This window comes from Dyella sedimenti, assembly GCF_022760995.1.
Taxonomy (GTDB): Bacteria; Pseudomonadota; Gammaproteobacteria; order Xanthomonadales; family Rhodanobacteraceae; genus Dyella; species Dyella sedimenti.
In genome coordinates this window covers 961,976-973,925 of the sequence record NZ_JAKWJO010000001.1, presented here as the reverse complement: position 1 = coordinate 973,925, position 11,950 = coordinate 961,976, and the positions used below count along the sequence as shown (strand labels likewise).

Annotated in this window: 11 protein-coding genes; 2 read left to right on the top strand and 9 right to left on the bottom strand. The window is 66.8% G+C overall.

Annotated elements, in window-relative coordinates; genetic code table 11:
- Positions 1-90 precede the first annotated feature (90 nt).
- A complete protein-coding gene (gene kbl / locus MJ605_RS04440) occupies positions 91-1,284 on the top strand; it encodes a glycine C-acetyltransferase (protein WP_243039833.1) in 1,194 nt (397 codons plus the stop codon).
- A gap of 95 nt (positions 1,285-1,379) precedes the next feature.
- Here kbl and MJ605_RS04435 read toward each other — a convergent pair whose 3' ends face one another.
- The 4 genes from MJ605_RS04435 to MJ605_RS04420 form a co-directional block, all read right to left on the bottom strand.
- The gene (locus MJ605_RS04435; RefSeq protein ID WP_243039832.1) at positions 1,380-2,114 is read right to left on the bottom strand and encodes a pseudouridine synthase; all 735 of its coding nucleotides are present in this window, start codon (positions 2,112-2,114) and stop codon (positions 1,380-1,382) included.
- Positions 2,115-2,259: 145 nt separating this feature from the next.
- The gene (locus MJ605_RS04430) at positions 2,260-3,366 is read right to left on the bottom strand and encodes an OmpA family protein (protein WP_243039831.1); all 1,107 of its coding nucleotides are present in this window, start codon (positions 3,364-3,366) and stop codon (positions 2,260-2,262) included.
- Between the two features lie 381 nt (positions 3,367-3,747).
- Positions 3,748-4,863: an OmpA family protein gene (locus MJ605_RS04425; RefSeq protein ID WP_243039830.1), complete on the bottom strand. Its 1,116-nt coding sequence runs from the start codon at positions 4,861-4,863 to the stop codon at positions 3,748-3,750.
- A gap of 210 nt (positions 4,864-5,073) precedes the next feature.
- Positions 5,074-6,525, bottom strand: a complete 1,452-nt coding sequence (locus MJ605_RS04420) for a bifunctional 2-methylcitrate dehydratase/aconitate hydratase (protein ID WP_243039829.1) — start codon at positions 6,523-6,525, stop codon at positions 5,074-5,076.
- A gap of 293 nt (positions 6,526-6,818) precedes the next feature.
- Here MJ605_RS04420 and MJ605_RS04415 point away from each other — a divergent pair, with 293 nt between their 5' ends.
- Entirely contained in the window at positions 6,819-7,517 is a 699-nt protein-coding gene (locus tag MJ605_RS04415) for a TerC family protein (protein WP_243039828.1), read from the top strand.
- Here MJ605_RS04415 and MJ605_RS04410 read toward each other — a convergent pair.
- From MJ605_RS04410 to MJ605_RS19270, 5 genes are all read right to left on the bottom strand, one after another.
- Positions 7,514-8,941 carry a coiled-coil domain-containing protein gene (locus tag MJ605_RS04410; protein ID WP_243039827.1) on the bottom strand — a complete coding sequence of 476 codons (1,428 nt, stop codon included), beginning with the start codon at positions 8,939-8,941 and terminating at the stop codon, positions 7,514-7,516. The two genes, MJ605_RS04415 and MJ605_RS04410, sit on opposite strands and share 4 nt — an antisense overlap.
- A 108-nt stretch (positions 8,942-9,049) precedes the next feature.
- Positions 9,050-9,574 carry a hypothetical protein gene (locus MJ605_RS04405; protein ID WP_243039826.1) on the bottom strand — a complete coding sequence of 175 codons (525 nt, stop codon included), beginning with the start codon at positions 9,572-9,574 and terminating at the stop codon, positions 9,050-9,052.
- A gap of 11 nt (positions 9,575-9,585) precedes the next feature.
- Positions 9,586-10,272, bottom strand: coding sequence for a C39 family peptidase (locus tag MJ605_RS04400; protein ID WP_243039825.1), 687 nt, complete (start codon positions 10,270-10,272; stop codon positions 9,586-9,588).
- A complete protein-coding gene (locus MJ605_RS04395; protein ID WP_243039824.1) occupies positions 10,269-10,691 on the bottom strand; it encodes a hypothetical protein in 423 nt (140 codons plus the stop codon). The genes MJ605_RS04400 and MJ605_RS04395 overlap by 4 nt, the downstream gene beginning before the upstream one ends.
- A 129-nt stretch (positions 10,692-10,820) precedes the next feature.
- A complete protein-coding gene (locus MJ605_RS19270) occupies positions 10,821-11,777 on the bottom strand; it encodes a hypothetical protein (RefSeq protein WP_279237367.1) in 957 nt (318 codons plus the stop codon).
- Positions 11,778-11,950 lie beyond the last annotated feature (173 nt).

Genomic DNA, 11,950 nt, shown 5'->3' with positions numbered 1-11,950 from the left:
CGGCGCAGGCCGGAATGACGGCTGGGCGACTTCCTTCACAGCCCGGCCGCGAGGGATCAAAATAGCCCTTTGCCTACCTGGAACGTCCCGATGAGCTACCCCGGCCAGTCGCGCTTCGCCGCCGAACTCGAATCCATCCGCGAGCAGGGCCTGTTCAAGGCCGAGCGCATCATCGTCTCGCCGCAGTCAGCGAAGATCCGCCTCGACAGCGGCAAGGAAGTACTCAACTTCTGCGCCAACAACTACCTTGGCCTGGCGGACCATCCGGCGGTGATCCAGGCCGCCAAGGAAGCGCTGGACACCCATGGCTTCGGCATGGCCTCGGTGCGCTTCATCTGCGGCACCCAGGACCTGCACAAGGCACTGGAGAAGAAGATCGCCGAATTCTTCGGCACCGAGGACACCATCCTCTACGCCGCCTGCTTCGACGCCAACGGCGGCCTGTTCGAGCCGCTGCTGGGCGAGGAGGATGCGATCATCTCCGACGCGCTCAACCATGCCTCGATCATCGACGGCATCCGCCTGTGCAAGGCCAAGCGCTTCCGCTACGCCAACTGCGACATGGCCGACCTGGAGAAGCAGCTGCAGGCGGCCGACGCCGCCGGCGCGCGCACCAAGCTGATCACCACCGACGGCGCGTTCTCCATGGACGGCTTCATCGCCCCACTGGACAAGATCACCGCGCTGGCCGAGAAGTACGGCGCGCTGGTGCACATCGACGAATGCCATTGTACCGGCTTCCTCGGCGACACCGGCCGCGGCTCGGCCGAGGTCAACGGCGTGCTGGACAAGATCGACATCATCACCGGCACCCTGGGCAAGGCGCTGGGCGGCGCGCTGGGCGGCTTCACCACCGGCCACCGCGAGGTGATCGAGATGCTGCGCCAGCGCTCGCGCCCCTACCTGTTCTCCAACTCGCTGCCGCCGCACGTGGTGGCCGCGGGCATCAAGGTGTTCGACATGCTTTCGGCCGCCGGCGACCTGCGCGACCAGGTCAAGGCCAACACCGCCTATTTCCGCGAGCAGATGGGCAAGGCCGGCTTCGACATCAAGCCGGGCGTGCACCCGATCGTGCCGGTAATGATCTACGACGCCAAGAAGGCCCAGGCCATGGCGACCGAGCTACTGGACGAAGGTATCTACGTCACCGGCTTCTTCTACCCGGTGGTGCCGCAGGGCCAGGCCCGCATCCGCACGCAGATGAGCGCGGCGCATACCCGCGAGCACCTCGACCAGGCCATCGCCGCGTTCACCAAGGTGGGCAGGAAGCTCGGCGTGATCTGAGCAGACAGCGCCATGAAGAGGGCTTTGACGAGCCCTCTTCCGCCCCTCAAAAAGCTAACGTGTCCGCGAAAAGCGGTCGCGCACAGGGTGCGCTCCTACAGGCCTAGCGCCTGCACCTCGGCTTCGCTGAGGTGGCGCCACTGCCCCTTGGCCAGGTCGCCCAGCGCCAGCGGACCGATCGCCACGCGAACCAGCCGCATCACGGCGATGCCATGCGCCGCCAGCAGGCGGCGGATGTGCCGGTTGCGCCCCTCGTCCAGCACGATCTCCAGCCAGGCGTTCTTCTCGCCCTGGCGCAGCAGCACGGCACGCCGCGCCGCCAGGCGCTCCCCCTGCTCCACCACGCCAGCGACCAGCGCGTCGAGCAAGGCCTGATCCGGTATCGCATCCACCTGCACGTGATAGGTCTTATCCACGTGGTGACTGGGCTCGGTCAGGCGCGCCGACCATGCGCTGTCATTGCTGAGCAGCAGCAGGCCCTCGCTGGCCTTGTCCAACCGCCCCACCGGCCCCAGCCATGGCAGGCCGGCATCGCGGAGCAGGTCGTACACGGTATCGCGGCCGCGCTCGTCCGCCGCGCTCACCACGATGCCGCGCGGCTTGTTGAGCGCGATATAGATGCGCTCGCTGGCCGCCACCATCCCGCCGTCGAGAACGATGCGCTGGCGTTGCGGGTCGGCGGGCCGCTCGGGGTCGAGTACCACCCTGCCATCCACGCTGACCATGCCTGCCCGTATCGCCTTCTCCGCCTGGCTGCGCGAGCACACGCCCAGCTTGCTCAGCACGCGCGCCAGCCCATGGCGCGGGGCTTGCGTCGCAGGGGAACGCATGGGTGGGCGGGCTGGACGCATGGAGCGAGGCGGAGGCACGGTGGACACCACGGCATGGTAGGCGATCGCACGCCGTGGCGCGCGTCATGCAAAAGAAAAGCCCGGCTTGCGCCGGGCTTTTCGGTACGGCTGCGGACAAGTCCGATTACTGCTGGACCTGCAGCTCCGTACGACGGTTGCGGGCGCGGCCGGCATCCGTGTCGTTGGTGTCGATCGGGTCGTTCTTGCCATGGCCGATCGGGCCATCCAGACGGCTGGCGGCGATGCCGTGCGCGGTCAGGTAGTCGTACACGATCTTCGCGCGGCGCTCCGACAGCGACTGGTTGTAGGCATCGGTGCCCACCGCGTCGGTGTAGCCGGCGACGGTCACGCGGACCTGCGGGTAACGCTGCAGGGTGTCCACGGCCTGGTCGAGGATGGCGACGGAGTCGGCGGTCGGCTCAGCCAGCGCCTTCTTGATGTCGGTCTCGCCCTTCTTCGGACGGTCGAACTTGAAGTTCACGCCGCGCAGGTCGATCACCACCTTCTGCGGGCAGCCATCCGGACCCACGATCGTGCCTTCCGGCAGATCCGGGCACTTGTTGTCGCACAGGTTCACGCCGTTGCGGAACTGCTTGGAGCAGTCCGGCGCGGCCGGGGCCGGGGCGGGAGCCGGGGCCGGGGCGGCAGCGGGCTCGCCGAAGCGCGACACGATGCTGAAGCCCAGGAACCAGTCGCCGTAGCCGTTCTGGCTCGGCTGGGTCTTGTCGTCCCAATCGTAGCGATAGCCGGCTTCCACGCGGAAGTCCGTGCTGTCGGTGATGGTCTTGGACAGGCCCACGCCCACCTCGGCGGCCGGCGACCAGCCGTTGTCCGACGCGTTCTGGTGGTAGCTGCCCATCACGCCCACGAGGGCGTACGGACGCCATGCGTTCCAGTCGCCGTAGTAGAAGCGGGCGGCCACGCCGTAGTTGTTGTTCGCCCAGCGACCGCCACCCAGCGAGTTGTCCACGTCGCGCTTGGTACGATCGAAGAACAGGTCGATCGAGGTGTTCGGGGCGATGAAGCGACCAAAGCCCAGGCCGTAGTAGACCTGGCGGCTGTTGGTGTTGCGATCGGTGTCGTTGTAGTAGCCGCCAACGGTCGGCGCGATGTACCAGCGGCCGTCGTAGCCCGGCGCGGTCGTGGCGCCGGCAGTGTTGTCTTGCGCGTGAACGGCACCTACGCCGCCCAGGGCTAGGGCAATCAGGAAATACAAGCCCTTACGATTCATCAGGTGTCTCCTTATTTATTGGTATTCGCGTCCGTTCCACCCCAGACGGAAAACGCGCATCAAAACTGACTTCCACTTGCAGGACCCAACCACTGCCCTGCGCTTTGCGTCCCGATCGAGAAAGTGTCACAAGATTCAAAGCGGGGCGAAGTGTAGCAAAACCGTTAAGGCCATCGCACGCCTGCAGAGACGACGCCGGTGAAGCATGGTTCAGGCTGGCATTGCATGGGTTGCCTTGAAACACCCTTGATGCGACAACATGTCGCGTCTCGGCCCACCTAAAACGCTATTGCTTATCCCCCGACCCTGTGCGAGGGCGCTCCCCCCAAAAGAAAAGCCCGGCTTGCGCCGGGCTTTTCTCTTCGTCCCTGATGGAACCTGTTACTGCTCCACCTGCAGCTCGGTGCGGCGGTTGCGGGCGCGGCCGGCTTCCGTGTCGTTGGTGTCGATCGGGTCGTTCTTGCCATGGCCGATCGGGCCATCCAGACGGCTGGCGGCGATGCCGTGCGCGGTCAGGTAGTCGTACACGATCTTCGCGCGGCGCTCCGACAGGCCCTGGTTGTACTGGGCCGTACCGATGCCGTCGGTGTAGCCGGCAACGGTGACGCGAACCTGCGGATAGCGCTGCAGGGTATCCACGGCCTGGTCGAGGATCGCCAGCGAGTCCTTGGTCGGTTCGGCCAGCGATTTGGCGATGTCGGTCTCGCCCTTCTTCGGACGGTCGAACTTGAAGTTCACGCCGCGCAGGTCGATCACCACCTTCTGCGGGCAGCCATCCGGACCCACGATCGTGCCTTCCGGCAGATCCGGGCACTTGTTGTCGCACAGGTTCACGCCGTTGCGGAACTGCTTGGAGCAGTCCGGCGCAGCCGGCGGCGGCGGCGGCGGCGCCGGGGCGGCCGGCGGCGGCCCGAGGCGCGAGACGATGCTGAAGCCCAGGAACCAGTCGCCATAGCCGTTCTTGCTCGGCTGTGACTTGTCGTCCCAGTCGTAGCGGTAGCCGGCTTCCACGCGGAAGTCCGAACTGTCGGTGATGGTCTTGGACAGGCCCACGCCCAGCTCGGCGGCCGGATCCCAGCCGCTGTCGTACGGGTTGTGGTGATCGCTGCCGATCACGCCGCCCAGGATGTACGGGCGCCAGTCGGTCCAGCCGAGGAAGTAGTAGCGGGCGGCCACGCCGTAATTGTTGTTGAACCAGCGGCCGCCGCCGGCACTGTCGTCGATCGTGCGCTTGGTACGGTCGAAGAAGAAGTCCAGCGAGAAGTTCGGCGAGAAGAACCGGCCGAAGCCCAGGCCATAGTAGAACTGGCGGCTGTTGGTGTGACGATCGGTATCGTTGTAGTAGCCGCCCACCGTCGGCGCGATGTACCAGCGATCATCGTAGGAGGTCGTCGTCGTCGAGGTCGGCGTGGAGCTGGAAGTGTTGTCCTGCGCATGAACGGCGCCTGCGCCGCCCAGGGCCAGGGCAATCAGGATGTACAAGCCCTTACGTTTCATCAGGTGTCTCCTCGTTTATTGGTGTACGCGTCCGTTCACCCCAGACGGGAAATACATCAGCCGTGGATCGCCACTCCTCTCGAACCCACGGATTTGACCTTCGAACCCTTGAAGCTTGATTTACCCGAAACGGGCGCGGAGTAGCTTAGCAAAAGTTAAACAATTGCAAATCGACCCCAAACGCCCGTTCATTTTCGGCTCACGCCGTCTTTACAGCGTGAAGAGACCCAGGAAGGCCTGAACCGGCATGGCGTCCAGCTTTGCCGGGTCCGCCGTGGCTTCCAGGATGGCCTTGACCCGGTGGGCCGGCAAGTGGCCGCGCATGGCCGCCTCGAACTTCTTCAGCAGCACCGGGATGCCCTCGGCGCGGCGCTTGCGGTGGCCGATCGGATAGTCGATGGAGACCTTCTCGGTGCTGGTGCCGTCCTTGAAGAACACCTGCACCGAGTTGCCGATGTAGCGCTTGTCCGGATCGAAGTAGTCCTTGGTGAACTGCGGGTTCTCGCTGACCACCATCTTCTCGCGCAGCGCATCGATGCGCGGGTCGGCGGCGACCTCGTCGTTGTAGTCGGAAGCCTCCAGGCGGCCGAAGATCAGCGGCACCGCCACCATGTACTGGATGCAATGGTCGCGGTCGGCGTAGTTGGCCAGCGGACCGGTCTTGTCGATGATGCGCACGCCCGCTTCCTGGGTCTCGATCACCACCTTTTCGACCTGGTCGAGCTTGCCGGCCACCGCACCGTGCAGCTTCATGGCGCACTCCACCGCGGTCTGGGCATGGAACTCGGCCGGGTAGCTGATCTTGAACAGCACGTTCTCCATCACGTAGCTGCCGAACGGGCGCTCGAACTCGAACGCGTTGCCCTTGAAGGCCACGTCGTAGAAGCCCCAGGTCTTGGCCGAGAGCGCCGACGGGTAGCCCACCACGCCGCGATACACCGCGTTGATGGCGTGGGTGACCGCGCGACGGCAGGCGTCGCCGGCGGCCCAGCTCTTGCGCGGCCCGGTGTTGGGCGCGTGGCGGTAGGTGCGCAGGGCGCCGTTGTCGATCCAGCTGTGCGACACAGCGGTGACGATCTGCTCCTTGCTGCCACCCAGCATGGCGGTGGCCACGGCGGTGGAGGCCAGGCGGACCAGGATCACGTGGTCCTGGCCGACCCGGTTGAAGCTGTTCTTCAGCGCGTAGCAGCCCTGGATCTCATGCGCCTTGATGGCATAGCCGAGCACGTCGCGCACGGTCAGCGAGGTGCCGCCGGTGCGCTCGGCCTGGCGGCCGAGGTAGTCGGCCACGGCCAGGATCGCGCCGAGGTTGTCCGACGGGTGGCCCCACTCGGCGGCCAGCCAGGTGTCGTTGAAGTCGAGCCAGCGGATCTGCGTGCCGATGGCGAACGCGGCCTGCACCGGGTCCAGTTCGTGGCTGGTGCCCGGCACGCGGGCGCCGCCCGGCAGGGTCGCGCCCGGCACGACCGGCCCCAGGTGCTTGACGCACTCGGGAAACTTCATCGCCATCATCGCGGTGGCGAGCGAGTCCAGCAGCATGTAGCGCGCGGTGTCGTACGCCTCGGTCGAGTCGATCGTGTAGTCGGCGACATAGTTGGCGACATCGACCATGGGCTGGTCGGGATCGGGACGCTTGGCGGAACGGATGTCATGCGCGCTCATGGGGCTCATCTCGTGGCAACGGGGAAACCGCCATTGTAACGGGAGAAAGCCTGCTTCTTAAGCGGCTTGCCTTGACTGGTATGCACGCTGACATCGACAATGGTCGAACACTGACTCCAAAAGGGAGTAGTTCCGGGCACGTGTCCTTTCGTGCCCACGCGGCGGCCGTCATCACGAGCGAACCACACGCTCCGGTCACCGCGGCGGCCACGCCGCGAACGAGACTTTTGCAGTAGCGACGGGCCGCGCGCGTCCGTCGCCGCTGCATTCGTCCGACGCGCGGAGACCGATGCATGGAACTGACGGGTACCGACTTCCTCTCTGGCCTGCTGGCCATCGTGCTGCTGGACCTGGTGCTGGCGGGCGACAACGCCATCGTGATCGCGCTGGCCGCGCGCAACCTGCCCCGCCACATCCAGCGCAAGGCCGTGCTGTGGGGCACGATGGGCGCCGTGGCGGTGCGCCTGGCGCTGACCGCGGTGGTGATCTACCTGCTCGAATTGCCCGGCCTGATGCTGGCGGGCGGCCTGTTGCTGCTGCCGATCGCCTGGAAGCTGCTGCGGCAGGAATCCAGGCCGCCGCACGAGGTCGATGCCGCCGGCAACTTCTGGGCCGCCATGCGCACGATCGTGGTGGCCGACGCGCTGATGGGCCTGGACAATGTGCTGGCGATCGCCGGTGCGGCGAAAGGCCACATGCTGCTGGTGGCCCTCGGCCTCGCCATCAGCGTGCCGCTGGTGGTGTGGGGCTCGTCGCTGATCCTGCGCCTGATCGAGCGCTTTCCGGTCATCGTGTACATCGGCGCGGCGGCGATCGCCTGGACCTCGGCGCGTATGATCGCCCACGACCATTGGCTGGCTCCCTGGTTCGACGCGCGCCCCTGGGCGATGTATGTGCTCGACGCGCTGCTGGTGGCCGGCGTGTGCGCGGGCGGCTGGCTGGCGCGCTGTTCCCGGTCTCCGCGCGGGGATGGAGGCTCCAAAGAACACTAGAACATCATCGGCACACGCACGGTCACCGTCGCATCGGGCGAATCGCGCGTGACGCCGACGCCCAGGGTGAAGTTGAGCGTGCGCTTGTCGCTGAAGCGCCACGAACCGCCGATCAGCAGCGTGCCCAGCACGGTCTTTACCGAGCCGGGCACGGTCTTGTTGTTCTGCTTGGTGATGCCTACGAAGCTCTGGTCGTAGCCGATGCTGATCGAGGCCTTCTCGTTGAGCGAAAGGCCCATGCCCACGCTCACGTCGGCCACGTCGCCCACCTTGACCTTGCCCAGGTACTCGGTGCCGCCGAGCAGGATTTTCCGGCTCACGTTGTCGCGCGCCACGTTGTACAGGTAGCTCACGTTGCCGAAGAACACCACCGGATCGGAGGGATAGAGCCAGGTGACGCCGGGCTGGATCGACCAGAAGCCCGAGCCTGTCGGCTGCTGCAGCGGCAGGCCGGTGCCGGTGGCGGAGAGATCCACCGTGTCGATGACGTTCTCCACGCAGCGCTGGACGCAGTCGGTGGTGACCTGGAACGGGTCCTTGCCGGTGCGCGACTTCACGCGCAGCCAGCCCACGTAGAACGCCTTGTCCGGCCCGCCCACGTTGAGCTGGTAGCGCGCGGTCGCCTCGATGTCGCCCAGGCCGTGGCCGCTCGAGCCGAACGCGTTGTCGGTGGCGGCGCCGGTGAAGATCTCGCGGCTGACCGTGTCCTGGTGCGCATAGACGTAGGGCACGCGCAGCTCCACCTCCAGCCGGTTGGTGATGCCGTAGCGTCCCGTCAACCAGCCGATCTGGGTGGTGTCCTTGACCTGGCGCGCATCGATCAGGCCGATCAGGATGGCCGGGATCACCGTATAGCCGACCAGCGCCACGCGATCGACCGAGGAATACTGGTACTGGTAGGCCGGCTCGATGATGAACTTGCCCTTGGGCGTGAGCACGCCGGGTTGCTGGAAGATCGGCGCCACTTCCGGCGGCCGCGTGTCCTGCTTCGGCGCCTGCCCGACTGGCTGCTGGGCCGACTGCGGATCGGGCGACGGCGCATTGGACGCTACCGCTTCCGAGGCGGGCATGGGCAGGGCCGAGGCCAGCGGACCGCCAGCGGCGATGCTGCCCGCGCGCTGCTTGTCCAGCTCGTCCATGCCTACCGCGTGCCGCAGCGACTGGTAGTCCGCTTCCTGCTGCGCCAGCGCGCGCTTCATGGCGTCGAGCTGCTCGATCTGCGCGCTGATCTGGCTGCGCATCGCCTCGATGCGCTCGCCCTGCTCCTGGACTTGCCTGCGCAGCTCATCCGGCGGGACCGATGATGCCGGGGCCGCCGCTCCCGCCGGCGGCGGTGGTTCCTGCGCCGCGACCGGCGCGCCGAGCAGGGCCAGCCCGGCACATCCCGACGACCAAAGATACCGCCACGCTGCGTGTCGCATCATGCTTCCCCATGATTCCCGGTATGCCTTCGTGCGCAGACGAACACGCCGCGGGTATCGGCCGCGGCGCGCCCGTGGATGGAAACGGCTGGCGGTGGCGCGCGTCCCATCTCAATGTCCCAGGGACTGCAGTTGCGCCTGCTGCAACGCGCTCTGGAAGTTCGCATCGCGGAACGCATTGAGCGAGTTGACCGAGGTGTTGAGCGTGGTGATGCTCTGGATGTTCTGGTTGTCCAGCGTGTTCTGGATCACCGTACCGGCGGAGGTCTGGCCGAGCGCCGAGGGATCGAAGGTGTTGTTGGGCCCGACCTGGGTCAGCGACATCGCATTGAGCGCGGTCGCCATCGCCGCCGCCTGCGCCTGGGTCATGCGCGCGATGTCGGGGATGTTGAAGCTGGTCGAGGCGACCAGGTCGCCGTTGACGTAGACAGCGCGGTCGATGCCGAACGACGCCATCAGGCCGTTGCCCACGTCGAAGCCGCCCCGCGTCTCCGCCAGCGTCTGCTGGCTCACCGGCGCCGTCCAGTCGGCAAGGCCCGCCACGGCGGCCGCGGCCTGCGCCCTGGCGCCAAGGCCCCAGGTGCCGGCGGCGACAAAGGCCGTACCGAGACAGATCACGCGTGTCGTGGCTCGCATCGTCGGGTCCCTCAGAGATCGTCCGGCCCTTTCTTGGGCATCACGAGGTTGAAAGTGCTGTTGCGGTCGACGGCGGTATCCAATGGCGCGGGCGGCGCCACCTTCCAGTCGCCCAGGCTGTTGAACACCGCCAGGTCGCGCCGGTTGTGGATGACGAACACCAGCCCGTTCTTCCACATGGCCATGAAGCGCGCGCGCGCGATCACCCGCGTGCCCCGCGCCGGATCGCCAACCAGCACACGCTCGTTGCGCAGGCCCTTGATGACCACGAAGTGGTGGTAGCCCTTCTCGTCGATCAGCACGATGGCCGGCAGCCGTTCCTGCGCCAGCTTGTCCAGCGGCACGCGGAAGCCGTCGGCATCGAAGCCGTTGGCCGCCAGGAAACGCTTGATGTCGAGCAGCGAGAAGCCTTCCCTGGTGATCTTGGCGCGGTCGCCATGCACGTACATCTGCTCGAAGGCGACCTGCTCGTTCACCGGGTAGCCGTACTGGTAGGTGAGCAGCGTGGCCACGGCCGCCGAGCCGCAGCTGAAGTCGTACTTCTGGTGGATGGTGCTCTTGTAGCGCGCCTCCTTCAGGCTCGTCAGGTGCACCGTGAAGGTGCCCGCCCCCGGGCTGACCACGCCCATGGGCGTGGAAGCAAGGCTTCCGAGCGGCAGTGCCGCCAGTCCCATCAGCAGCACCGCCCACCTGTTCATGGCTTGAATTGCACGTTGAGGACGGTGGCGTTCTGGATCAGCACGTTGTTGCCGGAGTTCTGGATCACCACCGGGATGCCGGCCTCGCCGGCGAACGAACTGCCCATGATGACGTTGTCACCGGTGACCACGTGGTTCGCCGTGTCGTTGGAGACGGTGCCGGTGAGCGCGGTGTGCTGGATCACCATGGTGCCGCCGCTCATGCCGGCCAGCGCGGCGTTGTCCACGCGCTCGCCCAGCCCTGCATCCATCGCCGCCTCGCCATCCGCCTGCGCCGCCGACGCATAGACGGCGATGGGCGAATCCGCGCCTGTCGCGAGATAGCCGGCGGGCGCAGGCGCGTCTTCCGCGCAGGCTCCGGCCGGTACCGCAGCCGCACAGGCAAGAGTAAAACCAAGCGTCCATTGGAGAGCTTGCACGGCCTACCTCCCAGCTTCGGTTGTCGCCACGGCAGGGATGCAAACGCTCCTGCCCTTTCCGTCAGGCTTTCGCGATCCGCATCCGGCACGGCGGGGCGCAAGCGCCCCACCGTGCGGGTCCCGCGGATTTCAGTGGCCGAGGTTGAGGTTGGCCTGGACGTTCACGCTCTGCTGAACCAGCGATGCCGCACCGCTGTTCTGCGCCATGATCGTGACGCCCGCGGCAGCCGCTGCGGCATTGTTCATCTGGTTGGACATGTCGAACGTGCCGGCATCGGCATAGGCCGTGCCGCCCGTACCGCCCGCGCCACCCGAGCCGCCCGAACCGGCACCGCCGGTGCCGCCCGAGCCCGAGCCACCCGCGCCACCGCCACCGGCATCCGCCGTGGATGCGCCGCTGGTGCCGCCCGTCGCGCTCGCATAGCCGCTGGTGCCGGTCGAGGTGCCGGCGCCGCCCGCGCCACCGGTCGATTCGCCGCCGGCGCCCGAGCTGTTGGTGCCGCCGCCTGCCGAACCGGCGCCACGGTTGTGCGCATGGCTGTCGGCATCGCCGGAGCTGCCGCCGTTGGAGAAGCCGCCCAGCGAGGCGCTCAAGGCGCCGGCATCGCCCGAATCGGCGCCCGATCCGCCGGCCCGGCCGCTGTGCGAAAAGGCGTTGCCGCCATCGCCGCCGCTGGCGCCGTTGCCGCCGATCGCCTTGCCGCCGATGCCCTTGCCGCCGCTGCCGCCACGGCCGCCGCTGGCCGCGCCGTTGTTCTGCGCCCAGTTGCCGATGCCGCTGACGCCGACATCGCTGACGGAGCCGGAAAGCTCGCTGTTGGCCACCGCGATGTTGGTGTTGAACGAATCGGAGAACGTCGCGGTAGCGGTGCCGCCATTGTTGGCCGCCGCGGTGCCCTCACCCGAAGTGGTCGCATCGCCTGGGTTGAAGGCATCAGTAAAAGTCTTGGTATGCGTGCTCGAGTTGGTGTGCGTGCTCGAGTCGGTCAACGTGCTGCTGCCATGGGAGGTGTTGTCATCCGCGAAGGCCGGGAGGGCCAATCCCAATCCCAGTACGATCGCGGTCGCGATTAGAGTCTTACGCATAGTCATTACTCCTGGAACGATGCGGTGACCCCCTGTAGTGCTGGCGTTGCGCCATCCAGCACGCCTTTATCGCAACATGCATGCCATGCACCGGATTGGCGCAAGCATGCCTGCGACGGCTGCGAAATCAGTGACTTGAAAAGACTCTTTCCTCCCGGGGCCGGCCAGGGCGA

What these genes read in the sequence shown, in the direction of transcription:
- MJ605_RS04430 (WP_243039831.1), bottom strand. Translation starts at nt 3,366, where the DNA reads ATGAATCGTAAGGGCTTGTATTTCCTGATTGCCCTAGCCCTGGGCGGC.
- MJ605_RS04435 (WP_243039832.1), bottom strand. Translation starts at nt 2,114, where the DNA reads ATGCGTTCCCCTGCGACGCAAGCCCCGCGCCATGGGCTGGCGCGCGTG.
- MJ605_RS19270 (WP_279237367.1), bottom strand. Translation starts at nt 11,777, where the DNA reads ATGCGTAAGACTCTAATCGCGACCGCGATCGTACTGGGATTGGGATTG.
- MJ605_RS04420 (WP_243039829.1), bottom strand. Translation starts at nt 6,525, where the DNA reads ATGAGCGCGCATGACATCCGTTCCGCCAAGCGTCCCGATCCCGACCAG.
- MJ605_RS04400 (WP_243039825.1), bottom strand. Translation starts at nt 10,272, where the DNA reads ATGAACAGGTGGGCGGTGCTGCTGATGGGACTGGCGGCACTGCCGCTC.
- MJ605_RS04405 (WP_243039826.1), bottom strand. Translation starts at nt 9,574, where the DNA reads ATGCGAGCCACGACACGCGTGATCTGTCTCGGTACGGCCTTTGTCGCC.
- MJ605_RS04425 (WP_243039830.1), bottom strand. Translation starts at nt 4,863, where the DNA reads ATGAAACGTAAGGGCTTGTACATCCTGATTGCCCTGGCCCTGGGCGGC.
- MJ605_RS04410 (WP_243039827.1), bottom strand. Translation starts at nt 8,941, where the DNA reads ATGATGCGACACGCAGCGTGGCGGTATCTTTGGTCGTCGGGATGTGCC.
- kbl (WP_243039833.1), top strand. Translation starts at nt 91, where the DNA reads ATGAGCTACCCCGGCCAGTCGCGCTTCGCCGCCGAACTCGAATCCATC.
- MJ605_RS04415 (WP_243039828.1), top strand. Translation starts at nt 6,819, where the DNA reads ATGGAACTGACGGGTACCGACTTCCTCTCTGGCCTGCTGGCCATCGTG.